Origin of the sequence: Microcoleus harperi Pol14_C6 (genome assembly GCF_036701295.1) — a bacterium.
Classification (GTDB): Bacteria; Cyanobacteriota; Cyanobacteriia; order Cyanobacteriales; family Microcoleaceae; genus Microcoleus.
Genome location: NZ_JAUBQN010000026.1, coordinates 44,321 through 67,406, shown reverse-complemented (window position 1 = coordinate 67,406; position 23,086 = coordinate 44,321). Strand labels below are relative to the sequence as shown.

At 46.1% G+C, this 23,086-nt stretch carries 21 protein-coding genes, 1 tRNA gene and 1 pseudogene; 12 read left to right on the top strand and 11 right to left on the bottom strand.

Going from position 1 to position 23,086, the window contains the following annotated elements; genetic code table 11:
* Positions 1-291: 291 nt before the first annotated feature.
* A pseudogene (gene gltX, locus QUA27_RS17960) lies at positions 292-1,734 on the bottom strand (glutamate--tRNA ligase); the annotation flags it as partial.
* 50 nt (positions 1,735-1,784) lie between these two features.
* Here gltX and QUA27_RS17955 point away from each other — a divergent pair.
* The 3 genes from QUA27_RS17955 to QUA27_RS17945 all read left to right on the top strand — a co-directional run bounded on the left by QUA27_RS17955 (position 1,785) and on the right by QUA27_RS17945 (position 2,886).
* Positions 1,785-2,069: a hypothetical protein gene (locus QUA27_RS17955; protein ID WP_333069450.1), complete on the top strand. Its 285-nt coding sequence runs from the start codon at positions 1,785-1,787 to the stop codon at positions 2,067-2,069.
* A 13-nt stretch (positions 2,070-2,082) separates the two neighbouring features.
* Positions 2,083-2,580: a thiol-disulfide oxidoreductase DCC family protein gene (locus QUA27_RS17950; protein WP_333069449.1), complete on the top strand. Its 498-nt coding sequence runs from the start codon at positions 2,083-2,085 to the stop codon at positions 2,578-2,580.
* A gap of 96 nt (positions 2,581-2,676) precedes the next feature.
* A complete protein-coding gene (locus QUA27_RS17945; protein ID WP_190735803.1) occupies positions 2,677-2,886 on the top strand; it encodes a hypothetical protein in 210 nt (69 codons plus the stop codon).
* Positions 2,887-2,944: 58 nt separating this feature from the next.
* Here QUA27_RS17945 and QUA27_RS17940 read toward each other — a convergent pair whose 3' ends face one another.
* The 4 genes from QUA27_RS17940 to QUA27_RS17925 all read right to left on the bottom strand — a co-directional run bounded on the left by QUA27_RS17940 (position 2,945) and on the right by QUA27_RS17925 (position 6,938).
* A complete protein-coding gene (locus QUA27_RS17940; RefSeq protein ID WP_333069447.1) occupies positions 2,945-3,607 on the bottom strand; it encodes a Uma2 family endonuclease in 663 nt (220 codons plus the stop codon).
* A 163-nt stretch (positions 3,608-3,770) separates the two neighbouring features.
* Positions 3,771-3,844, bottom strand: a tRNA-Asp gene (locus tag QUA27_RS17935).
* Positions 3,845-3,900: 56 nt separating this feature from the next.
* Positions 3,901-5,028 carry an esterase-like activity of phytase family protein gene (locus tag QUA27_RS17930; RefSeq protein ID WP_333069446.1) on the bottom strand — a complete coding sequence of 376 codons (1,128 nt, stop codon included), beginning with the start codon at positions 5,026-5,028 and terminating at the stop codon, positions 3,901-3,903.
* Positions 5,029-5,117: 89 nt separating this feature from the next.
* Positions 5,118-6,938, bottom strand: a complete 1,821-nt coding sequence (locus QUA27_RS17925; protein WP_333069445.1) for a TM0106 family RecB-like putative nuclease — start codon at positions 6,936-6,938, stop codon at positions 5,118-5,120.
* 95 nt (positions 6,939-7,033) lie between these two features.
* Here QUA27_RS17925 and QUA27_RS17920 point away from each other — a divergent pair, with 95 nt between their 5' ends.
* The 3 genes from QUA27_RS17920 (at position 7,034) to QUA27_RS17910 (ending at position 9,524) form a co-directional block, all read left to right on the top strand.
* Positions 7,034-8,191: an aminotransferase class V-fold PLP-dependent enzyme gene (locus tag QUA27_RS17920; protein WP_333069444.1), complete on the top strand. Its 1,158-nt coding sequence runs from the start codon at positions 7,034-7,036 to the stop codon at positions 8,189-8,191.
* Between the two features lie 209 nt (positions 8,192-8,400).
* Positions 8,401-8,859 (top strand): hypothetical protein, encoded by a 459-nt coding sequence (locus QUA27_RS17915; protein WP_333069443.1) that lies wholly within the window; start codon positions 8,401-8,403, stop codon positions 8,857-8,859.
* A 5-nt stretch (positions 8,860-8,864) separates the two neighbouring features.
* The gene (locus QUA27_RS17910) at positions 8,865-9,524 is read left to right on the top strand and encodes a hypothetical protein (protein WP_333069441.1); all 660 of its coding nucleotides are present in this window, start codon (positions 8,865-8,867) and stop codon (positions 9,522-9,524) included.
* A gap of 152 nt (positions 9,525-9,676) precedes the next feature.
* On the opposite strand, the gene QUA27_RS17905 is transcribed toward QUA27_RS17910, so the two are convergent.
* The 4 genes from QUA27_RS17905 to QUA27_RS17890 form a co-directional block, all read right to left on the bottom strand.
* A complete protein-coding gene (locus QUA27_RS17905) occupies positions 9,677-9,853 on the bottom strand; it encodes a hypothetical protein (protein WP_333069440.1) in 177 nt (58 codons plus the stop codon).
* A gap of 4 nt (positions 9,854-9,857) precedes the next feature.
* Positions 9,858-10,202, bottom strand: a complete 345-nt coding sequence (gene mazF, locus QUA27_RS17900) for an endoribonuclease MazF (RefSeq protein WP_333069438.1) — start codon at positions 10,200-10,202, stop codon at positions 9,858-9,860.
* Positions 10,199-10,441 carry an AbrB/MazE/SpoVT family DNA-binding domain-containing protein gene (locus QUA27_RS17895; protein ID WP_333069437.1) on the bottom strand — a complete coding sequence of 81 codons (243 nt, stop codon included), beginning with the start codon at positions 10,439-10,441 and terminating at the stop codon, positions 10,199-10,201. The genes mazF and QUA27_RS17895 overlap by 4 nt, the downstream gene beginning before the upstream one ends.
* A 184-nt stretch (positions 10,442-10,625) precedes the next feature.
* Positions 10,626-11,870, bottom strand: a complete 1,245-nt coding sequence (locus tag QUA27_RS17890; RefSeq protein ID WP_333069436.1) for a ferrochelatase — start codon at positions 11,868-11,870, stop codon at positions 10,626-10,628.
* Between the two features lie 579 nt (positions 11,871-12,449).
* Here QUA27_RS17890 and QUA27_RS17885 point away from each other — a divergent pair.
* From QUA27_RS17885 to QUA27_RS17870, 4 genes are all read left to right on the top strand, one after another.
* The gene (locus QUA27_RS17885) at positions 12,450-13,034 is read left to right on the top strand and encodes a hypothetical protein (RefSeq protein WP_333069435.1); all 585 of its coding nucleotides are present in this window, start codon (positions 12,450-12,452) and stop codon (positions 13,032-13,034) included.
* Positions 13,027-13,752, top strand: a complete 726-nt coding sequence (locus QUA27_RS17880; RefSeq protein ID WP_190662774.1) for a DUF3120 domain-containing protein — start codon at positions 13,027-13,029, stop codon at positions 13,750-13,752. Before QUA27_RS17885 ends, QUA27_RS17880 begins: the two co-directional genes overlap by 8 nt.
* Before the next feature lie 196 nt (positions 13,753-13,948).
* Complete coding sequence (locus tag QUA27_RS17875) at positions 13,949-14,797, top strand: alpha/beta fold hydrolase (protein ID WP_333069434.1); 849 nt, start codon at positions 13,949-13,951, stop codon at positions 14,795-14,797.
* A 108-nt stretch (positions 14,798-14,905) separates the two neighbouring features.
* Complete coding sequence (locus QUA27_RS17870; protein WP_333069433.1) at positions 14,906-16,033, top strand: pentapeptide repeat-containing protein; 1,128 nt, start codon at positions 14,906-14,908, stop codon at positions 16,031-16,033.
* 533 nt (positions 16,034-16,566) lie between these two features.
* On the opposite strand, the gene QUA27_RS17865 is transcribed toward QUA27_RS17870, so the two are convergent.
* Together QUA27_RS17865 and ggt are read right to left on the bottom strand one after the other, a co-directional pair.
* Positions 16,567-17,448, bottom strand: a complete 882-nt coding sequence (locus QUA27_RS17865) for a choice-of-anchor L family PEP-CTERM protein (RefSeq protein WP_333069432.1) — start codon at positions 17,446-17,448, stop codon at positions 16,567-16,569.
* A 491-nt stretch (positions 17,449-17,939) separates the two neighbouring features.
* Positions 17,940-19,670 carry a gamma-glutamyltransferase gene (ggt, locus tag QUA27_RS17860; RefSeq protein ID WP_333069431.1) on the bottom strand — a complete coding sequence of 577 codons (1,731 nt, stop codon included), beginning with the start codon at positions 19,668-19,670 and terminating at the stop codon, positions 17,940-17,942.
* A gap of 1,086 nt (positions 19,671-20,756) precedes the next feature.
* On the opposite strand from ggt, the gene QUA27_RS17855 reads away from it, so the two are divergent.
* On the top strand, positions 20,757-21,848 hold the full coding sequence (locus QUA27_RS17855) for a glycosyltransferase family 2 protein (protein WP_333069430.1): 1,092 nt from the start codon (positions 20,757-20,759) through the stop codon (positions 21,846-21,848).
* 470 nt (positions 21,849-22,318) lie between these two features.
* Positions 22,319-23,086 (top strand): DUF1350 family protein, encoded by a 768-nt coding sequence (locus QUA27_RS17850; protein ID WP_333069429.1) that lies wholly within the window; start codon positions 22,319-22,321, stop codon positions 23,084-23,086.

Genomic DNA, 23,086 nt, shown 5'->3' with positions numbered 1-23,086 from the left:
AAGAGCCGACACTTCGCCTGTTTCTGAAGTCGGTATTTCGACTGCTGTAACTTCCACTGCTTGTTCGACAGTCGGCGTTTCGACTGTTTCGATCGCAAGTTTTTCCACTTCTGAAACCTCTGCTGCTGATGGTTCAACAACCGGGGTTTCGACTGTTTCAAGAGTCGGTGTTTCGACTTTTGAAACCTTCACTGCTGACTGTTCTGTAGCAGAACTTTCGGCGACTGTTTCTGCGTGTGGTTGTTCTGGGGTAGGAGTTTCGTCCGCGACACCAACAGCAGGCCCATTCAAGTTGCTAATGGCATCAAGCAAACGGGTTTTAGCCGTTCCTCGCTGGTGAAGGATTACCCAAGATTCTATCAGGTCGGGGCCGTGCATTGCACCTGTCAGAGCGGCTCTGAGCGATCGCATAATTAGCCCTTTGTTAAGATTTTTCTCTTTACTGAGCTTTTTAGTGATTTTCTGAGCTTCCGCTGATGTCAGGGACGAATGACTTTCCATAGCTTCTACAACTGCTTGTAATGCCTGTGCAGCCCCTGTTTGCTGCAATTGTGCGAGTGCTTCTTCTTCGTATTCCACCGTGGTGGAGAAGAATACCTTACACATATCCACAGCATCGGTTAAGCGAACGAGACTCGGGCCGATTAAAGCAGCTATTTGTTCGAGCCAGGGGCGGTCTGCCTCCAAGTCAAACTCATAACCGCCTTTCTGCCACCAATAAGGTATCAGCAAATCTGTCAATTGCGGCACTGGCATTTTGTGCAGGTATTGACTGTTTAGCCAATTGAGTTTATCCCAATCAAATTTTGCACCAGCTTTGTTGACTCGATAGAATGTAAATAATTCTGCTGCTTCCGACAGTGTAAATATTTCCTGCGTTGAATCCGGCGGAGTCCAACCGAGCAAAGTCATGTAATTGACTAAAGCTTCGGGCAGGTAGCCCATATCTTTGAAGTCAGAAATCGAGGTTACGCCGTCGCGTTTAGAAAGCTTTTGCCCTTGCGTGTTTAAAATCAGTGGCGTGTGGCCAAATTCTGGGATTGTCGCGCCCAAAGCTTCGTAGAGCAATATTTGTTTCGGAGTATTGCCGATGTGATCTTCCCCGCGGATGACGTGGGTGATGCCCATGTCGATGTCATCGACAACTACTGCGAGGTTGTAGAGGGGTTGGCCGATGACACCGCCGCTGGATGCACGGGCAATTACCATATCGCCGCCGAGGTCGCTACCTTTCCAGGTTACGGTGTCGCGTACCATGTCGTTCCAAGAGATCGTGCGATCGTCGTCGATGATAAACCGAATCACAGCTTGTCGCCCTTCGCCTTCAAAAGCTGCGCGCTCTTTGCTTGTCAAGTTGCGGTGCCGGTTGTCGTAGCGGGGGGCTTGTTTGTTGGCTTTTTGTGCTTCCCGCATTTCGTCGAGTTCTTCCGACGTGGTGTAGCAGCGGTAGGCGAGTCCATTGTCTAGAAGGGTTTGGACTGCTCGGCGGTATATTTCCAGACGCTGTGACTGAAAACTCGGGCCTTCGTCCCACTCCATACCCAGCCAGGTGAGTCCTTCGAGGATGTTATCGGTGTATTCGCTTTTAGAACGTTCTACGTCTGTGTCTTCTACCCGCAGGATGAATTTTCCGCCTTGGTTGCGGGCAAACAGCCAGTTAAATACGGCGGTTCTGGCGGTACCGATGTGTAGGTTTCCGGTGGGACTGGGCGCTAGACGGACTCTGACATTCATGTAGATTTTTGCTTTTAGATTGGGCGATTTACGGGTTGGGGGAATAGCTGATGTTTAAGACTTCAAATTTTATTATATTTTGTTGCCGAATTAACAGTTGTGCTTGGCAGGTGCTTTGCCTCGATTTGTTTGATATTCGACTATCGGGCGATCGGGCGAAAGTCTCCGGCATGGCAGGAGAGGGCATTTTGATGATAATAGCTTGCGGGTGGTCAAGACAGGATTCACCTTTGGGACTATTTTTCACACCACAAATAACTGCTTTAGGAGTACCCAAGACGCACCTGATAACTATTGATGCTTGTAAAATGTTTGTGTGCGATCGACGACATTAAAAATTATTTCCCTATGTCTGCTGCTAAAACTGAGTTTTCCGAATCTGTTGCACCCTCACCCAAGTCTGTTGCGCCTGCTTGGCAGATTGAGTTGCTGTACGACGGTGAATGTCCTCTGTGCGTGCGGGAGGTGAATTTCTTAAAAAAACGCGACGCGGGGCGAGGTTTAGTGTCGTTTGTGGATATAGCGGATGATGGCTACAACCCGGAAGCCCACGGCGGAATCGACTACGAAACGGCGATGGGTCGGATTCACGCGGTGTTACCCGACGGTACGACGGTTAAAAATGTAGAGGTTTTTCGCCGCACCTACGAGATTTTAGGTATGGGATGGATTTATGTAATTACTAAGTTACCGGTTTTTGGGGCGATCGCCAATTGGCTGTACGAAATTTGGGCAGACTGGCGGCTGAAGCTGACGGGAAGGCCGGATTTAGCAACTATTATGAGCGATCGAACTCAGCGGATCGAGTGCGAAAGTCAGGACCGGTGCCAACCCTACTCGAAATGAGTCATATTTAGGAAGTGCGATCGACCTATCAGAAGATGTCAGCAGAAACAGACTGCAACTAACATTAAAGATGGACGACTATTAAAGGTCAAAAAAATGCAAGATGCAGGCTATACAGTCTTCATGGGTTTTGGTGGTCTCTGGATACTTATGGGAATTGCCGCTGTAATTTTCCTGTTAAAATCCGACGGTCAAAAACTTAGGTTTGGCAAATGGGGACTGCTAGTTGCTATTCCGATTCTCGTGCCCATAGTCCTGGTTTTGACATATCAGATCGCCCGACCCTTTATTTCCTCGCACCTTTGAGCGCTGCTGGGAGTCGAGCGTCCGTGGGATAAAAGAATTAGTTAAATTAAGTTTAGTATTATTGCTCCCGATCGGGCGAGCGCAACTGCTCGTTCGCCCATTGACGCACAGACCGAATTATGGCATTGTCATCTTGAGTTTCTGCCATCTGCAAGAATTGATTGAGCATTGCTACAGAAAGGATGGGAAATGTCGGACTGCGATCGCAGGTAATATATTCCCGATTTTGCAATTGATAAATTTGTACAGTTTGTCCCCGATACCGCCAAACTTCAGGGATTTCTAGCTGTGCGTAAACTACAAATCGATTAGAAGAAGGACTCGTAATATCAACTTCAATTACCAAGTCTGGGGGAGGAGCAGTTGAGATGTCAAGCCTTCTCCCTAGAATGCGATCGACGTTTTGGATATAAAAACAGGAATCCGGTTCTGCACCTTGTTCTAAATCTTCACGGTTGAGAGTCGTCGAACCAAATCCCTTAATCTTGAAGTCCAACTCCTCAGTCAAAGCTGTAACAATCCGTTTGAGTAAACAGTTAATAGTTTCATGCAAGTCGGATGGCATGATAATTTCTAAGACTCCTTGAGAATATGAAAATCGCGAGGATCTCTTGTCTCCCGCTTCTGCTAATAAGCTTTCGTAAGTCTGCCAACTGATATTAGATAATACTACCCGTTGTGTAATTTTTCCCGGTGAGGGGTTAATGGTTGTAACGGTCATATTTTCCCGCTCCTTAATCATGTCTGGCTATATAAATATCATAAGATTCGCAGTCAGGACTTTAGTCCTTTTTTATTCCCAGGAGGACTGAAGTCCTGACTACAAACGGACTCTATTTAAAAATAGATTTATGAAAGGTTTAAACTTTCTATTTACGAGAGAACGGGACAGACGGGGCTCGAACCCGCAACTTCCGCCGTGACAGGGCGGTGCTCTAACCAATTGAACTACTGTCCCTCGTTTTGCCGTTTTTTCAGGCACAATTTCTATTATGCCTATCACTTCACCTTTTGTCAAGAGGTTTTTTGAACTTTTATTTGGAAGCCCAAAATTTGAGTCTCTTGCAGGGGACTGAAGTTGTTGTCGCTCACCAAAATCAGACCTCTGCTACCATCGCCTAACACCGGACCAAATGTCAACCCCTCAATGTTGTCTAGGGGAATTTTCAGCGTTTCCAAATCCAGCAGCAGGCGTTTTTGAGCGGGAGAAACCTCGCCCAGACGGCTTTTGAGGCTTTCGAGTGCTTCAATACGATCGCCCTTTTCCAGAGAAATCTCAAAAATTCTGATAGTGGTGCCGGTTTCCAGGGAGAAAGCACGCTCTAAACTCAGCAAGCGGTTATCGTCGATCGCCAACAAATCCACTAAACCGTTGCTAGTTAATTTTCCCACAGGATTCGCGCCAGCGGGTAGCGGTTCGGTGATGTAGAGAAACGATGCTTCGGGATTGCCGCTCACCGCATCGTAGCGCAAAATCCGGCACGGACTCCCGGTTTCCAGGGAAACTACGGCGCCATCTTGAACCAAGGCGTTTTCGGTAGCTGTAAATAGATATTTGCGATCGGGCGTTAAAGTTAAACTTTCAAATGATAGATTGTTGCGGATGCCTTTAGTGCCTTTGTCATCCGGCAAAAATAGTTCTGGAATTGGCAGCGTTTTCAGGAGTTTACCATCGAGGGAGAACTCTTTAATAAAAGGATTTATTTGGCGATCGACATCTCCCTCAGAAGAAACAAACACGCTATTGCCCGTAAAAGCTATCCCTTCGGTATCTAAACTTAATTCAGGAAAACTTTTACCGTTTTCATCTAATAAAGTAGTGACACCAGTAAAAGTAATTTGCTCTTTTTCCAGTTTACCAGATTGCAAGTTGATTTTGAGAGTATAGAAGCGCGCCGGAGCCTTGCTGCTGCGGTCATCAGAAATGGCATAATAAACTTGTTTCTGGGCATCATAAGTAATTCCCGAAAGTCCACCAATTTCCGTCCCCTGAAACGGAGAACCTGTAGGAAATATTGCTCTGCCGATAAAATCTATTTTCGTAACAGCGAAAGATTTGGCTGACTGGTTTACCCAAATAGCAACACTTGCTGCCATCAAAAAACAGACAATAAATATAGTTGCTTTTCCTAGCTTTCGCATTTTACCAATAAATACATTATTACCTATCTTCCTCTTCCCTTTCTTCTTTCGCGAATGAAAGCGTCTTCGCGGTTCGTTAAATCAGAAAATCACGGCTCATGATTCAGCAAAAAATTAGTCAACCAATCTTTAACCACATAAGTAGCACGACAGTCGTCCTCATTGTACCGGACGATCGCCTCCAAGAGCGATCGATCGCCAGTTTTGAGCCAATCGTCGTACCAGCAGACGCACTGAGCACCATTAGCCTTAGCATCTCGCCAGTCAAAACCCAGCCAGCGGGCAATGGGTTTGAGTGCGTAACTTTCCACGGGCATAATCGCTTTCTGCGTCACTTGTTTGTGAATATCTACAAACCGTTTCAGCACGGGTTTCCACAAATAAGCTGGAGTATTGTAAAGTTTAGCCAGCCGCTTAAAAGTCTTGACTTCGTAGTCGCAAAAGTGGAAAATCGGAGCTATGGGATAAGCCCACATTAATTCTAAGAATTGCTGCCAGATGACACCTTCTTCTGCGGGTGATTCTGCTAAAAAACCGTGAAATTTTTGAGTATTGTTGTACCTGTCCACTACTAAGACTCCGTGGAGGTAATCCAAGTTTAACTCGGGTTCGGCTTCAATGTCAAAGTAGAGTTCGATTGGGGCGATCGGCAAAAAGACAGATTGGGAATAGGCAATTGGTTTCTTGCGGAGAATTGGTGCAGGTATAGAAGATGTCGCAGGTTTATTTTCTGTAGTGTTTCCCAGTACAAGATTAACTGTTGCTAAACTCTTCTCGGCCACTTCTGGTATGGTTATAAATTGATTAACTTCTGCCTCTTCCCTTATTCTTTCTTTCCTCACACCTACATCCGTTAAATTTGTTAAATCCCCTACATTGCTCGTTGCCGAACTTCTATCCGTTACATCCGTTACAAAATCCGTTGCCGAACTTCGTTCTTCCCGCAACAGCGGTTGATTTAGCAAGTGCGATTGAGCTTGCTGCACCACATCAAAAGCAACTCTGTCCGGGAATTCGGGATACTCAGAAAGCAGTTCGGAACTAGCATTAGCGAGAGCTTCTACATCAGTAATTTCGAGAGTTTTTAGTCTAGCATAGCGGCTGGCAGTAACTCCCGGCAATAACGAAAGATGTTTAATAGATTCGGCTTCGGCGTGACAGAGAGTATACCAACCGCAAAGATTGCACTTTTGTCTGGAAATAAACACCTCTGGTTTATCCCGATTTTCTATCATCTGAATGCAGTTGTCTAAAATCTCGAACATCTGAGGAGTTCGCTGGTCGAGATTCACCGCCCACAGCCCTTTTTTTCGCAGCATCAGCCACGCAGTATCGGGCATTGTTTCCTGTACGGAAGCTAAAACGTGGGCGTGAAAAGCTGCGATAATTTGATACTCTTGTTTTGGTCGCTTGCTAAGCCAAATATCCGCAGTAATATAACTCCAATTGCCAAATTTTGATGGTCCCGGCTGTTTGATTAATAAATGGGGGCGGCTGATTAGGGTAATGTTTGAAGAGTGAAGATTGGAGGATGAAATACCAACGGGAGTTTCGGGAATTTCGCCGAATTCGGGGAAATATTGACTGTCAATTCCTACCAGAGAAGTTGTTGCGGCGTTGGTTTTGCCGAATTCCCCCTGGATCAGAACTCCTCGGTAAATGCGATCGACCCCTTGCTGCATTAAACTCAATGTAGCGGCCGCGCCAGCTTCCCAATCCCCTCTAGGATAATATGGTTGTTGGTAAGTCTCGTGTTCCAAAGCTTGCTGCTGGTATGTCGCGCTGTCGCGCATCAGTTTCAGCAAAAAGTCGCTGGGGGGATCTAGTTGTTTCCAGTCTCCGCAGGTGTCTAAAAATGCTCGGAGATGGCATCGCTGATAGGAAAGTAGCAGTTTGTCAGTTATTAACATTTAGTATTCGCAAAGCATAGAGTATCAGGCAAAAGGTATAAAATTCACAGCATTAGTTATTCAATATTAACGCTATCAAGAATTCCCCAAAAAAAATGACAAAGGACAATCACCGGCAACAATTCCCAGCTTTGGCCAATAAAGCTTATTTTAACTACGGCGGACAAGGGCCGCTGCCTGAGCCTGCTTTAGACGCGATTTATCAGGCTTACAAACGGGTACAGCTTGGGGGGCCGTTTTCGGGGGAGGTGGGGGCTTGGGTGGTTCAGGAGGCGATGCTGACGCGACGTGCGATCGCATCTGAGTTGACCGTACCTCCTGAAACCATTGCCCTGACTGAAGATGTCACCGTCGGCTGCAATATTGCGCTGTGGGGCATTGACTGGAAAGCAGGCGACCATTTGCTGCTTTCTGATTGCGAACACCCCGGCATTGTAGCTAGTGTAATGGAACTTCAGCGCCGTTTCAACATTGAGGTTTCTGTTTGTCCGTTGGCGGCTACTTTGAATGAAGGCGATCCGGTGGCGGTAATTGCTGATAGTTTGCAGCCAAATACTCGCTTGTTGGTTATCAGTCACATTTTGTGGAATACTGGTCAAGTTTTGCCTCTGGCTGAGATTGTGAAAGTATGTCATCAAACAGGAGTCAAAGTGTTAGTTGATGCGGCTCAATCTGTGGGGGTTTTGCCTTTAAATTTGATTGAATCCGGGGTTGACTTTTATGCTTTTACTGGTCATAAATGGTGGTGTGGCCCGGAGGGTTTGGGGGGGCTTTATGTGAGTGCTGAAGCTTTGGCAGATTTGCATCCGGTGTTTATCGGTTGGCGGGGGATTGTGACGGATGCTAATGCTAAAGTGCTTGGGTGGAAGCCTGGATCGCAGCGCTATGAAATTGCGACTTCGGCTTATCCTTTGTATGCGGGTTTGCGGAGTGCGATCGCCCTGCAACATGAATGGGGTGCGATCGAGGAAAGGTATGCAGAAATTTGCCGTTTGAGTAAGTATCTCTGGGAGCGTTTGTCTGAACTTCCCGATGTGGAATGTTTGCGGACATCTGCGCCGGAAGCTGGTTTGGTTTCGTTTCGATTAACTAATGGGATGCCGCAGAAAAAGCTAATCGATTTGTTGGAAAAACAGGGAATTATGGTAAGGACTATTCTTAATCCTGATTGTGTGCGGGCTTGTGTTCACTATTTTACAACTGAGGCGGAGATTGATAAGTTGGTTGGGGCGATCGCAACTCAATTAGTATAGCCTGGGCGGGTTTATTTATAGTCGTAGACGCACGGGTAGTCAGAAACCGGGTTTTTGCCCAGAAGACGCGTTACAGCCACAGAAACTGCCAAAAACCCGGTTTCGAGGAGTCGGAGTGCGTAAATCCTGTCCTATTATTTTAAGCTAGGATTTACTACCCGTTGTTTTTTCGTTGGGTTTATCTTATAATATAGTAAGGAGGTTCAACTATGCAGATTACAAATAAAAAACTTAGCTTACAAAACGGTGCAAGCTGGCCATCGTTTGAGAAGTTTCGTTTGAAGGGCGCAGAAGCACTCAGTTCGATCGCGAATGGTGTCATTGCTACCCTGCATACAAAAACAGGACAGTACCGCATTATTGAGGAACGCGACTTTCAAACAATGTATGGATTAGCTCGCGAAGTTGATCGCACCAGAGGAGGATTGCGTGTGGTAATCTTGGCTGTGCGCGCGGCACAAAAACACCCCGATCCAGAGAATCTCAGCCTACTTGCTGAAGCTGTGGCTTTGCTGGGAGATTTGCCTGAACTTCCTACTCGCAATAAGTTCGATCGATTAGTTCCAGAGAATTTCGACTTGGATGAGGATGATGAGGTGATGCTCGATCCTGATGAAATTGAGCGTCCTCTGCAATCGGAGAATGCGATCGACAATAGGATAGATTGATTGTGATGGCTGTAGCAAATAATGAGCCTAACAATCTGGAAACTCTTGAAAATCAGCTACGCGCACTTTCTCACGACGATACAGTTCTCACAATTATTCAGGACTTTGCCGATAGACTTGGTAAGACAAAAGACCGTCAGAAAGTTTTCGGAGCAGAGGGAGCGCTGGTGCGTCAGCCAATTGAATATCAGGATATGTTAGCAAAAGGTCTGATTCGCGACGATGAAGATGCCTTCGCCCTTTTGCAGGGAGATATTGTTAGTAGTGATGCTGGCTACTTCTTGGGAGAGCGCATTACTAACATGAAATTTGCTATCGCAAGCTCAACCTGTGACCTTGTTCAGGGCCGCCGCGATTATGCCTCACTCCTGCGATTGCAACCAATTTTTTCTGACGCTCCTGATGCAAAGCAACTCCTCAGTGAAATGCTAAAGTTCAAATCCACTAAGCGAATGTATCTTCCACCATTACCAGGGGACTCTAGCAATGTAGTGGGCAATGCTGTAGTATTTGATGGGGTTATACAGATACGCCTTGATGATTTGCTGTTAGCGACACGGCACGCCAGCTTAAGTCTTGTCGGGTGGAGGATATTTGGTTCTCTTGTTCGGACAATTATGGTGCGAGCAGGTGCTAGTGAAACAGAAATGAGATCGAAAGCCTAACGGCAAAGTGGAACCATCGCCGATCAATGCTACTGCTCATTCTAGACATTGGCAGCTTCGATAATTCGCTCAGCGGCAATAGAGGGATCTATTTCCTGAGAGTGGGCCGCATAAAAAGCGAAGACATCGTTCACTTGATCTTCACTTAAATCCTACTCAATGGCAATTTGGTTTGGCGAAAAACCCCATTTCTGGGCTGCAACTACTACTGTTTGCACGCGCAACCGAGTGCCGCGCAAAACGGGTACGAGTTCGCCGCTAGCGCCCCGCACATCGGTAATTTCAGGAAAAGCGCGATCGTCTGATTTATGCAGCCCCGTGAACTTCATGCTTTTACAATAACAACGGCTCTATTTTAGCTTGTATTTCTTCAATTACATCTTGAGATACCGACTCAACCAATCGAATACCGCGAGCTTTCCAGTCTAAACACTTAATTTGATCGGCAAGAATTACTCCCTGAACTTTTAATCCAGTGGGTAGGATAACTTCAAAAGGATACCCTTTTTGTTGTTTTGTAATCGGCATAAATAGGGCTAAGGAGCTTTTCTCGTTGTAGGAACGAGGCGACAGCACAAAAGCAGGTCTAAGTCCTTTTTGCTCGTGTCCTTTTGTTGGGTCAAAGTCTAAATAAACGAGATCGCCTCGACTCGGAACGTAGGGATTTGATTGTGTCACCAAACTTCGTTCCCTACAGCAACTCCAGTATCAATTTCAGTATGAACATTGTCTGGCGTCATTGCCTCGATCAGCTCCTCAAGCGAATACCGCCGACGAACGATAGGCTCGATCGTCAGTTTGCCATCTATCAAGACAAGCTTCACTTCGGAACCCTCAGCCAAGTTAATCTCTTTAGCTAAATTCTGTGGAATCCGAATAGCTAGACTGTTTCCCCATTTTGCGATCGTCGCAACCATAGCTTGAACCTCTAGTTAGTAATATCACTCTGAGGAATTTATCCTTTCTAAGAAAATGTATATACAGAGTATCTACAGTGTAGCGACTAAGCGGATGTTTGACAAGCACAGAAAATTTGATAAAAAGGCAAATCGCCCTTTCTCTAAAACAAGCAAAGGGCGATCAACTTTTTAACTCAACTAATTAATGACTGTGCCCATGCCCGTGAGAATGGCCGTGCCCGCCATGAGAATGACCGTGTTCACCATGAGAATGCCCGTGTCCGTGAGAATGCCCGTGATCTCCATGAGAATGGCCGTGTTCCCCATGAGAATGGCTGTGTTCGCGGTGCGCCGAAGCCAAACTCGGATTAACAGCAACCGCAGTTTCACTCAACAACGCTTCAATCTGCGGATTTGCCCACTCAGCCGCCATTTTCAGAAACTCTGGATGGTCGTTAACGCAAGGCAATTTGCGGTAAGTTACTCCTTGACGCTGTTTCTGCAAAGACTCAATAATGTGGTCAACATCTAACAATGTTTCGTGATTTTCTGTCGCAAATCCGATCGGCATAAACACGATCGCAGTTGCACCCAAATCAATCAAATTCTTCGCAGCCAACGTCGCATCCGGCTGTGTCCACTCAATCAGCGGCGTGTCGTGGTTCAGCCAGCCCACCGAAATCAAAGGATAGCGATACATCAAACGTTCCCGCACGCGATCGTACAAAGCTTGACTTTCCACAATTCCCGAAGTAAAGCCCTTCGCCTTGTGCGGACAACCGTGATTCATCAGCACAATCCCAATCTGAGAAGGCAAATGCGCTACAGCTAAATCGTTCTTAATTTCCTCTTCAACCAAATCCGCCATTAGCTGGATGTAAGCAGGTTCATCGTAAAAAGAAGGAATGTAGCGCTGTCCTTTTACCCAATGTTCCTTACCATCAAAGGTTTGTGCTAAAGCTTTATTCACCTGTTCGACTGCAATGCCGCTGGTGAAAACAGAATCAACAACCAACAGCGGATAAATCAGAATTTTGTCAAATCCTTCTGCTTGAATTTGCGGAATTACTTGTTCCGGCAAAAACGGCGCGCAAAAGTTAAAAGCTTTGAACACTTTTACTTTATCGCCCCATTTCTCCTGTAAATTCTTTTCAATCCCAGCGCGCTGCTGTTCAAAAATTGCATTGTGCGGCGAAACGAATTGACCGTGTTGGTGACTCCACTCGTGCAAGTCAAAGATTGCTAAAATCTTCGCCAGCGGCGGATAAATCCAAAGCGGTACTGGCGCAAACTTTGCCGTAAGCAAATTTAAAGCTTGTTCGTTGTAGTTGGCAAAATCGTCGTAGCTTTCGACTTCGCCGTAACCCATCAGCAATACAGCAACGCGATCGTTACTTGCGGGTGCTGCAGATGTTTTGAAATCGATTTTTTCTGGAGAAGCAACCACTTTGTATTCCTCAATTTTATTTATTCTAAGAGATCCAGGCAGGATGAAGGGTGAATCTGAGATTTTTCATTTTTTGCGATCGCACGACTGACGTGCGCGGGGCTGATTCCCGGTTTCTGCGCCCATACTTCCTGGTCAAACCTCTTATTTATCCTAGAAACCGGATTGATGAGCATCAGTCCTAAGTCGGTTTTTTGACCCTGACCCGAAATTCGTACGCCAGCTAAGCTGGCAGGCCTCTAATTTTCACAATCCTGTTTCTTTAAGCTTTTGTGGGGTCGGCTTCGACGCCGCCAGAAAAGTTAAATCTAAATACAGAACTGCTTAAAACTAGAATCAGGCTTTGCTAAGCTTGACAGGGAATGGGGCTGGGGGGGATAAGTTTTATGTTTTCTTAAGACTCCCTGACCTTCCCTCAGATTAATGCGGTTTGGAGCGTTCCCAGCTTTTTACTTGGGGGGATACTCTTCAAACTTGACTCTATTATAAGTTTAACACCCTATCCCCAGGGGTAGTATATGATATAGTAGGCATATGATAAAGTTATGTTGCGAACTATATTAACTTTCTTGACGAACTATGAGACTGGTAATTTGCCCCGGAGTCCACGAACCAAAGCTAACCGACTGTTTCCTGGCGGGACTTTCGGGGCTTTGGGGACTGGCAGCCGATCGCCAAAACCAGCAAATAGTCGATCGTGTCAAGATTTTTCCCGCTCATAAACATCCCCCTTTTTCAGCTCTTGACATATTGGACTTTTTGTGCAGCGAAGAGTTAGCAGGAGAAAGTCTAGTATTTGTCAGCTTTTCGGCAGGAGTAGCCGGGGCGATCGGGGCGGCTTGGATGTGGCAGCAACTCGGCGGCAAAGTCGGGGCTTTTTTTGCCTTAGACGGTTGGGGAGTACCCCTGGGGGGCAATTTTCCCATCCACCGCATCAGCCACGATCGCTTTACGCACTGGAGTTCGGCAATTCTCGGTGGCGGTGGAGAAAGCTTTTATGCAGATCCCGCGATCGAACATTTGGATTTATGGCGAACTCCCCAAACGGCAAAAGGCTGGCACGTCAGCCAAACCGCCGCCGGCATTGAGACTGTCGCACCCACAACCGCAGCAAAATTTTTAGTCCACCTATTGAAACAATACGGAGTCCAATCAGTTGTTTAATCTTAATTTAGTATCATCCGCGATCGCACCTATTGCCACCATCGCCCGCCTCGACAATTCTGTCACTTCAGGCACAACAAACACCATCAAACAGTGGTTAATATTTAGCGCCTCAGCCTTTTTAGTATCAATTCCAGTCTTCGTGCAAGCACCCTTAGTGCGCTTATATCCAACTATCAGTTTGCTGTCAACTATTCCCTGGTTCGTTCTGAGTTTAATTCTAATTTTCCGCCCCAAAACCCAACTTTGGGGAGATTTATTATTAGGATTTGCCGGATGTTGGCTGGCAGGTTCTATCTATTGGGGCTGGTTTAGATGGGAACCAATTTTACATCTACCTATAGAATCAATTGGCTTGCCTTTTGCTATTTGGTGCTTGGGCAAATCTTGGGGAAAAGTGGGCGGCTATTTTTATTTAGGTTCGCTCTTGGGCACTGCCATTACTGATTTATATTTTTATTTAACTGGGTTGATGCCCTACTGGCGGCAAGTGATGCACGCGGAACCGGAATTAGCAATGCCGATTTTTCAAAGTGCGATCGGTCAAATTGAAACTCCTTGGGGCATAGGTTGCGCTCTAGTTTTAATCGCTGTGCTGCTAACAGTCGGTTTGCTGAGTTTGCGCGATCGAGAACTGCACTGGCGCGCTTTCAGCGGCGCTGTGTTAAGCACGCTTTTGGTAGATGGTTTATTTTGGCTGGCTGCTTCTGCGGCTTAATATCTATGATTAGTTTTTATGTGGGTGATTTTTGACCGCAAATGTGGGCAGATTGACGCAGGTTAACGCAGAGTTTTTGGATGGATATAGTCTTGAGATTCCTGACTTTTTTTAAGAAGTCGGGAATTTGGGCATTTACTGAACAATTATGAGTTAAAATCTAAAATCTAAAATCTAAGAATCCCAAATCAATATCATGTCTTTCATTTCAATTCGCGGTGTAGAACATTATTACGAGTGGATAACGGCAGATAACACGGCCCAACCTAGCGGGAAACCAGTGATGGTATTTCTCCACGGCTGGGCGGGATCGGCGCGCTACTGGGAAAGCACGGCCCGGGCTATTGCTGATGATTTTGATTGTTTGCTCTACGATATGAGAGGTTTTGGTCGATCGCCTTTGCCAAAAGAGCCTCCTGAGTCCAGCTACGAACTCGAAACCTACGCCCGCGACTTAGCGGAATTATTAGAATCTCTGAATTTAAGCCGCGTCTTTCTCAATGCTCACTCCACAGGTGCCTCAATTGCTACTTTATTTCTCAACCTTTACCCCGAAAAAGTAGAAAAAGCAATTCTCACTTGCAGCGGGATTTTTGAATACGATGAGAAATCTTTTACAACTTTTCACAAATTCGGTGGCTATGTGGTAAAATTTAGACCCTCTTGGTTGGCATCGATCCCCTTTGCCGATCGGCTATTTATGGCCCGGTTTTTGCGCCGCTCCCTGCCCAGAGAGGTCAGTCTGGCGTTTCTCAAGGATTTTTTAATGGCAGACGAGCAAGCTGCTATGGGTACAATGGTGACGGCCGTCAGCAAAAGAGCCGCCGAGGAAATGCCCCAAGAATTTGCGCGGCTGAGTGTTCCCACACTGCTTGTTGCCGGAGAATTCGACCAAATTATCCCCGCCGTCATGGGAGAGCAAGCAGCCTCCCTCAGCAAAAAAGTAGAATTTGTTATAATTCCCAATACGGCTCACTTTCCGATGCTGGAGGATGCCGCAACATACTTGCAGCGAATTCGAGAATTTTTGCCAGCAGCGGCTTAGCTGAGTTATTGTTCATCTAATGTACGATCGGACAAGCAAGCTTTGAGAACGGCTTTTGCTCCGATCTTAATTTTTAATTTCTAATTTCTTAAAGCGAAAGGTGGTACAATGAACGACCTCGACCAATACTATAGAGTGCTGGGACTGTTGCCGGGAGCTTCCAGAGAAGAAATTAGCCAAGCCTACAAGGATTTAGCGTTCATTTGGCACCCCGATCGCATCCCCAAAGACAATCCCAGACTACTACAAAAAGCTGAAGAAAAGATTAAGGAAATTAATCAAGCTCGCGAACAATTGCGATCGATTCAACCAAGAGGTCAGAATCAGAACGTTCAGCAAAAACATACTCAGCACAGAAACACCCAGCAACAAAACGCTCAGTACAGAAATACTCAGCAACAAAACGCTCAGTACAGAAATACTCAGCAACAAACTACCCAGCAACAAAACGCTCAGTACAGAAACACTCAGCAACAAAACGCTCAGCAACAAAATACTCAGTACAGAAACACTCAGCAACAAAATACCCAGCAACAAACTACCCAGCAACAAAATACTCAGTACAGAAACACTCAGCAACAAAATACCCAGCAACAAACTACCCAGCAACCCAATACTCAGCAACCCAATACTCAGCAACCCAATACTCAGTACAGAAATACTCAGTATCCAAACACCCAGCACCAAAACACCCAGCCACCACCGGTCAACCCTAAAGAACCCCGCTACTCTTCTGAACCCTCTTCAGGAAAATATCCTGGAAATTATCCGGGAAACTATGGGGGAAACCCTGCAGGGCCGTATTCAGAGGCGTCCCGCTACCAATCGCAGCCGCCGCCATCTCAGTCTTACCGCCAAGCTGGGCCGCAAGCTCCCGATTTAAGCGGTTCCAACTTCAAAGGAGCTTCCTTAAAAGAAAAGGATTTTTCAGGAAGAAACTTGAGTAATGCAAACCTGAGTGAAGCCGACTTAAGTGATGCTTTTTTACACAACGTCAATCTCACAGGCGCGAATTTGCACCAAGCAAACTTGTTCAGGGCCAATTTGTTAGGAGCTTGTTTGATCAATGCCAACTTGAGAGAAAGCAACTTAATCGGAGCCGATTTGAGCGGTGCTGACTTGAGCGGTGCTGACTTAACAGGAGCGAAAATCGGTTACGGCGATCGAGTTATGGTCAAACTCACCCGGACTACATTAACAGGTACAATCTTACCCGACGGTACTGTTCATAGCTAAATTATTTAGTTTTTAGTCAGTTGTTGTAGAGGCGGTTTTTACCCGTAATATTTGCTGCAACTCCAAATACAAAAAAATCCGCCCTTTGCGAATTTGGGATAAAAACTTATATTCCGTCCGCTAGAACAACCGCAATAAAATTGGTTCGTAGTGAGGGCATTCGTCGTCATAGTTTTATGAGGACTTGCATTCCTCGCTGCGTACCCATAATGGTTAAATTACTTGACATGATATTACGCGATCGCGATCGCACAAACCGAGTTTTTTACCCGGTTCAATAACTGCAACGAGGTCTTTTCGTTCATCAAACCCCGTTTCTGTCTCCAACACGGCTAATCGAGATTCATATTACAGCAACCGCCAAAATGGTTCCTGTTCTGTTTTTTCCTTCTTCCTTCTTCCGATTTCCATCGGGCTGACATCCGTTACATCCCGTACATTGCTCGTTGCCGAACTTTCTTCTTACTTCTTCCTTTTATCCTTTACATCCGTTATATCCCGTACATTGCTCGTTGGCGAACTTCCTTCCGTTATTAATTACTTCCGCCACGGGAATTGCGTAACTTTCGTCCAGCAGCCAGCATAGCGCCTCCCGCCATCAAACCTCCCACAGTCATCGGTTCGGGAACCGGCTCAGGTTCAACCGTCCCCACAGAACCGCCTTTAATAAATACAGCAGAATCTAAATTGCCATCGCCCACATCTTTAATGCGGATACTGAGAACATTCGTCTGATTTTGCTTGAGCAAACCCTCAAAACCTAAAACTTTAGTAAAACCGTCGAGCTTAACGATGTTAGCAGCAATACCTGTCAAACTTGGGTTGTCAATATAGTCGGGGTGATCTTTAGAGCGATTATATGGATCGGGAACAAGATTATTAATCGTAACTGTTTTTCCGTCGCTCAATTTTGCCAAATTAGTGCCGTTCAGCAGCAGTTCAAAATCGTCATTATATTCTTCATAACCGCCGAACTCAGGAAACTCCTCAGAAGCAAATACATATTGAAAGACTAACTTTTCAACCGTGCTATTAGCAAAAAAGCTGAGGTTTAGCTGAGTCAAATCCCCCTCTTCACCCTTAGCCCCAAAGTCCGTGTTTAAATCGCTATCCTTTGTCGTGAAGTTATCTTTCCGATTCTTACCCCGTATATCGGCGACTTTACCAGTGCTCAGAACAACACCTGATGTCAAACCGAAGGGGTCATTAGTGAAAGTACCAAAAGCAGCCGGATTACCCGTAATTGAAACAGAGAAATTACTCAACCCGGCTGTATTAGCCCCCAATAAATTATTTTTTAAAGTCTCAGTGTTATTAGTTGCCCCTACCGAAAATGCCATTGCTGGCGCTGCCAACAAACTCAGAGTAGTAGTTAATGTAGCTGTTAAGGCAGCAATTTTGTGAGTAATTATCATAAATTTTTCCTGAAAGATACAAACCCGATCCTATCCACAACTTAATTTTTACATTATATAACTATTAATGTCTAGTGCCTTTACCATAACTTTACACGTAAGTGAATATACGCTTTTGGTGATTATTTGTTTTGGTAAATGTTGGCAGTTAGTCACCCAATAAACCTCAGCGCAAAAATAGGGATGCAAAAATAAACGTACATAGACGAATAATTTCAGGACTTACGCACTGGAGACAAAAGAAACCGGGTTTTAATACCGTTTGCGAGATCCCAAATGACTAATGACTAATGACTAATAGCTAATGACTCAGGAAAGATGACCTCGCCCAAAAAACGTATACAAGCCCCTGATTCCTGTCCTAGAGATATCAAAATTTTTGACCCTAGTTCAACATTTCAGATTCATCTTTGGAGTAAATCTCAAATCGTTGAGTCACCGAAGTCTCCCTCCCCTCTAAAATCTAAAATCTCTAATCGACTGACTGTTGACTAAAATCCCCTTGCTTCTCCTTCCCCGCGCCGATCGGCAGCCCCTTCCAACCAACCGTCTGCAGTCAGGACGATCGCATTGGCATTGCCCCAGTCGTCACGTTCGACAATCTGGTGTCCCCGCCGCCGCAACTCCGAAAGCGTCGCAGTCTCAAAACCTCCCCGTTCCACCATCAGGCGATCCGGTTGCCACTGGTGGTGTACGCGAGGTGCAGACACAGCATCGCCGACATTCATGTCGTAAACCAATACGTTCAGTACAATTTGCAGCACCGTGGTAATAATCGTGCTGCCTCCGGGAGCTCCCGCAGCGAGGCGAAATTTGCCATTTTCTGTCACGATGACCGGCGTCATGCTCGATAAAGGAGTTTTGCGCGGGGCGATCGAATTTGCCTCCCCGCCCACCAAACCAGACGACAAATTCGGTACTCCCGGCGCCGCTGCAAAATCATCCATCTCGTTGTTGAGCAAAATTCCCGTACCCGCGGCCACGGCTCCAGCCCCAAAACCCCCATTCACGGTAAACGTTAAGCTTACTACGTTGCGCTCTTTGTCAACTACCGTCAGGTGGGTAGTTTCGGGAGACTCCCACAGCAGACGGTTCAAAGTTTCAGCGTCAACAGCCTTTACCTCGCTAGAGGGTCTGGCTTTTGACATTTGGATTTGCGATCGTCTCAATTTGCCATAATTGCTGCTAGTCAAAGCTTTGACTGGTACACTCACAAAATCCGGGTCGCCCAAATACTGTGCCCTGTCAGCATAAGCAATCCTCATGCTCTCCGCCAGCAAGTGCAAAGTATCTGGACTTTGCCTCCCCAACCTCTTGAGATCCGTATCTCCCAGAATATTTAAGATTTGCAACAAATGAACGCCGCCGGAAGAAGGAGGCGACATCGCGCAAATTTCGTAAGTGCGAAAGTTGCCGCAAACCGGATTTCGCCAGATCGGCGTATAGTTTTTCAAATCTTCCAGAGTGATAAGGCCGCCGTTTTTAGCCATATCGGCGGCGATCGCCCGCGCAATGTCCCCGGTATAAAAACTTTGCGGATTTTCAGCAATCTGTCGCAATGTCCGCGCTAAATCGCGCTGCACCAAAAGCTCACCCGGCTGGTATAAAATGCCACCGCGAGTAAAAACCTCACGCGCCGCCCGGTTTTTTTTGAGCACATCCTGTCGTCGCTCGGTAGCCGTGGTAAACCGCGAACTTACCGGAAAGCCTTTTTCAGCCAGGGCGATCGCCGGGGCCACCACCTGGGCCCAAGGCAACTTACCATACTCGCGGTGCACCGTATAAAGTCCAGCAACAGTACCCGGAATACCCGCCGCCAAATGCCCGTCCCGACTTGCCCTTGGGCGCACCTTACCTTGCTTGTCGAGGTACATATCCCGCGCCGCCCGTTTCGGAGCTCGTTCCCGGAAATCCAGCGCTTGCACAGTCCCCGTTTCCGCCCGCCGCAGGAGCAAAAAACCCCCGCCACCGATACCCGCCGAAAAAGGCTCCACCACCGAAATCGCCAAAGCGGTAGCAGCCGCCGCATCCACTGCATTGCCTCCCTGTTGTAGCAGGGCCAGCCCTGCAGCGCTCGCCAGAGGGTGAGCTGAAACTGCCATGCCCTGTTTGCTGCGCTGCTGCAGCAAGGTTGGGTGTAGCTGTTGCTGGCAGCCGCCCAACACCAAGACTGTTAGGCAACAAGTATAAATTTGCACTTTGCTCAAGAACTTTGGCAACATTTTTTACAGATGAGGCGAGGATTTTTTATAGTATACTTTTAGAAGCATCTTCCCTAAAACCTAGCGGTACTGAGTTCAACCGCAAATAAATTACCTGTGATGGCAGATGGGGAAACCATTTGAGCCTGGGAACCTGTCGCGGTACAAGAGGAAGAGAAAAATCAGGGACAGCTTATTGCAATTTAATAATTAAACAAGTTAGAAAAAGCATCTTTTTTCAGAAAATACTGATTTCAAAAAAGCTGATGAACGCAGAAAAACGGCGTTGCTGATTTACTGTAGGAAAAACTCAAGATGCAAATCATATAAACATTATTCACAAAGGTTCGGAATTTTCAATTGATTTTTTTACCTAGCCTGATGAAGCAATGCCCAGCAAAACAATCAGTATTTTAGGTGATTGCTATGGCAATGGAACAAGTAGCAGACTTAGCATAGCGGTTTTTGGGCAGTTGTTCGACTGGTGAGTCAATCAATAAAACAGGATTTACCCAATCTTGCTCTCAAGTGGGATTTAATAATTATAATTAGGTTTGTAGTGAGAAATATAACGTCCTCACTCGCCCGCCCAGGGCGCACGAAAAACAAATTTATGATTAGCGATTAACCGGAATCGAACTGAGTCAATCGATTTTAGATTTTAGACTTCGGCGTGACCCTTCGACAGGCTCAGGGCCAAGACGCTCAGTCGAACGATTTTAGATTAAAGAATGGAAGCATTGACCCCACGGATAAATGCGGGGGCTTGTATTCTGGACGCTTTCGGTCAGAAACTCGTTTCTTTGTAGCTGTATAGTTATCAAAACAATCCTTCTGCATGAAGCCGGATTTTTCTTGGTAAGCCGTATTAAAGCAAAAAGATGCGATCGAATTTATGACAACTCCCGTCCCCGGAAAAAACCCTCAATCCTTCGCAGCAGTCGCCTTTGTGTCAGACAAATTGCCCGCCCAATAATAGTCTGCACTCCGGCTGCTAAGGGCTGTCCCCTCCTTATGGTAGATAACACTGACCTAGGTAAATCTGTTATACTGACAGTATGTAGGCAAGTTTCGGGAATACTGGTACTTACACGTAAAGGAGTCAGAGTGTCTGCTTCCACACTAGACTTCGGCGAACAACTACCACACCACACCTTAATGCAAGTTATGAACAGCCAAAAAGTCAGTGTAATCATTCCTGCATTCAATGCTGCCGATACTCTGGCCGAGACAGTTGCCTCCGTACTCAAGGGTACATACAAGAATGTAGAAATTTTAATTGTTGATGACTTTTCTACTGACGCTACTGACAAAGTTGCTGCTAAGCTGGTCGAGCAAGATTCGAGAATTCAATACTTCAGGAATCCCCAAAATTACGGGGTTTCTAAGTCTAGAAATTTAATGATATATCGCGCCACAGGGGAGTATGTAGCGTTTATCGACAGCGACGATACCTGGGAACCCAATAAGTTAGAAGTTTGTTTGAAGATGCTGGCAGACAATCCCGAAGTCAAAGCTGTGGCTCATGCTTTGCGATATTTAGACAAGCGCGGCAACAAGTTGAGTTACATTCCCACTTATCCTACAACTAAAGTAGAAATGCAGGCGATTAAGGAGACAGGCGAAAGTCCTTGGGTTTTCCCGTCTTCTGTTGTAGTCGATCGCTCCATTCTTCTCAAAGAAGGCGGGTTTGCAGAAGATTGGCAGGTAGGAGAAGATACAGAGTTATTTACCAAACTTGCTCAAAAGTATGGCTTGTTAGCGGCGACAGAACCTTTGGGAAATTATCGGATTAGAGGGAACTCTCTCACAGATAAGCACTGGCTGAAGAAGCGCATAGCTTCTGATTGTGTCAAGGAAAACCAATTGCGGCGCCTGCGGGGAGAAAAAGAGTTATCACTCCACGAGTACGAAGAGTTATGCTTTAAGAATTTGCCACTTTTGAAAAGGCTCAACAAATTCCGAGAAGTTTTGGCACTGCACTACATGAGAAAGCTGGGACAAAGTTTTTTAAATCGGGAGGTTTTGCCGGCTCTTATTTACGGCCTCGCTACCACAGTGCTCAACCCTCAAGCTACTGTGGACAAGTGGAAATGGATGAAGGCTAAGGAAAAGTTGAGTCATCAAACGGCAGAAGATATCAGTCATTCGCCACCATTAAACCCCCAGCGATCCTCTGAAATCGGGGGGCTGTCCTAAAGGATGTTATAGTTGTATCCGGGTTTAGTGAAGAAAATAGGTACTGCCAATAAAGCCGAAGCCGATCGCCCCGGGGCTGATTAATACGCGATATAGGGATTTTGAGCCGTATTTGACTGTTAATATCCTGTCGTCGGGTCAATTACCCGCAATAGCAGCTATAGCGGCTTGCAGGCGTGCGGTGGTAGACCATATAAAAATTTTTGAAAGTCGCTGATGTCAGTCTTGATTTATTCTGCCACTAGCTTCAAGCCTATAAAAGGCGCTAATAGCAGCTTTCCCGCGCCGTGCTATTTGCCCCCACAAGAGTTAGAATAAATAATGTATAAGTAAAAAGGAAAGTTTGTGGAATTAAAAAATGGGGAGCCAACCCCTTTTTGATACAGAAAATAAAAGCAAAAATTTATAAAACATTCTGCCTTTTACCTTCAGAGGAAGATAGCATTTTTATTTGGAATTAGATTGAATTTATGGACTGGCAAGAAATTTCGGGCAACTGGGTATTAATTCCTTCAAGACCGATCGCGATCGTACATTTTCTCGGCGGTGCATTTGTGGCGACAGCACCGCAACTCACCTATCGCTGGCTGTTAGAAGCTTTGGGGAAGCAAGGATATGTTGTAGTAGCAACGCCGTTTGTCAATACTTTGGATCATATTGCGATCGCCCGCGATGTCCTAAACAAATTTGAAAATGCCCTCGATCGCCTGCGCGGCACTAAATTGCTCAAATCTTCCTATCTCCCCATTTACGGCATGGGACACAGCATGGGATGCAAACTGCACTTGCTGATCGGTTCTGTATTTGACGTAGAAAGGGCAGGCAATATTCTGATTTCTTTCAACAATTATGCGGCATCCGAAGCAATCCCGATCGTCGAGCAAATTTCCCCCGTCTTTAACGTCGAGTTTACCCCTTCCCCGCAAGAGACTAATCGCCTCGTCCAAGATAGCTATCAAATCCGGCGCAATCTTTTAGTCAAATTTAACGGCGACAACATCGACCAAACCCTGCTGTTGACCAAACTGCTAAAAGCACGATTTCCCGACATGATTACAGTTCAGACTCTAGCGGGCAACCATCAAACGCCCTTGGGGCAGGATGTTAGCTGGCCTGTGGGTCAAATTTTTACACCTTTCGACGCGATCGGGCAATGGGTCAAACAAGAAGTGTATCGCGAATTAAATCAATTAAAACGAACAATTCTGCTGTGGCTGAATCCGATGTCCCGCGTTTAA

What these genes read in the sequence shown, in the direction of transcription:
- QUA27_RS17905 (WP_333069440.1), bottom strand. Translation starts at nt 9,853, where the DNA reads ATGAAGTTCACGGGGCTGCATAAATCAGACGATCGCGCTTTTCCTGAA.
- QUA27_RS17910 (WP_333069441.1), top strand. Translation starts at nt 8,865, where the DNA reads ATGGCTGTAGCAAATAATGAGCCTAACAATCTGGAAACTCTTGAAAAT.
- QUA27_RS17875 (WP_333069434.1), top strand. Translation starts at nt 13,949, where the DNA reads ATGTCTTTCATTTCAATTCGCGGTGTAGAACATTATTACGAGTGGATA.
- QUA27_RS17930 (WP_333069446.1), bottom strand. Translation starts at nt 5,028, where the DNA reads ATGCGAAAGCTAGGAAAAGCAACTATATTTATTGTCTGTTTTTTGATG.
- QUA27_RS17920 (WP_333069444.1), top strand. Translation starts at nt 7,034, where the DNA reads ATGACAAAGGACAATCACCGGCAACAATTCCCAGCTTTGGCCAATAAA.
- QUA27_RS17895 (WP_333069437.1), bottom strand. Translation starts at nt 10,441, where the DNA reads ATGGTTGCGACGATCGCAAAATGGGGAAACAGTCTAGCTATTCGGATT.
- QUA27_RS17940 (WP_333069447.1), bottom strand. Translation starts at nt 3,607, where the DNA reads ATGACCGTTACAACCATTAACCCCTCACCGGGAAAAATTACACAACGG.
- QUA27_RS17850 (WP_333069429.1), top strand. Translation starts at nt 22,319, where the DNA reads ATGGACTGGCAAGAAATTTCGGGCAACTGGGTATTAATTCCTTCAAGA.
- QUA27_RS17925 (WP_333069445.1), bottom strand. Translation starts at nt 6,938, where the DNA reads ATGTTAATAACTGACAAACTGCTACTTTCCTATCAGCGATGCCATCTC.
- QUA27_RS17870 (WP_333069433.1), top strand. Translation starts at nt 14,906, where the DNA reads ATGAACGACCTCGACCAATACTATAGAGTGCTGGGACTGTTGCCGGGA.
- QUA27_RS17885 (WP_333069435.1), top strand. Translation starts at nt 12,450, where the DNA reads ATGAGACTGGTAATTTGCCCCGGAGTCCACGAACCAAAGCTAACCGAC.
- QUA27_RS17945 (WP_190735803.1), top strand. Translation starts at nt 2,677, where the DNA reads ATGCAAGATGCAGGCTATACAGTCTTCATGGGTTTTGGTGGTCTCTGG.
- ggt (WP_333069431.1), bottom strand. Translation starts at nt 19,670, where the DNA reads ATGTTGCCAAAGTTCTTGAGCAAAGTGCAAATTTATACTTGTTGCCTA.
- QUA27_RS17955 (WP_333069450.1), top strand. Translation starts at nt 1,785, where the DNA reads ATGTTTAAGACTTCAAATTTTATTATATTTTGTTGCCGAATTAACAGT.
- QUA27_RS17865 (WP_333069432.1), bottom strand. Translation starts at nt 17,448, where the DNA reads ATGATAATTACTCACAAAATTGCTGCCTTAACAGCTACATTAACTACT.
- QUA27_RS17915 (WP_333069443.1), top strand. Translation starts at nt 8,401, where the DNA reads ATGCAGATTACAAATAAAAAACTTAGCTTACAAAACGGTGCAAGCTGG.
- QUA27_RS17950 (WP_333069449.1), top strand. Translation starts at nt 2,083, where the DNA reads ATGTCTGCTGCTAAAACTGAGTTTTCCGAATCTGTTGCACCCTCACCC.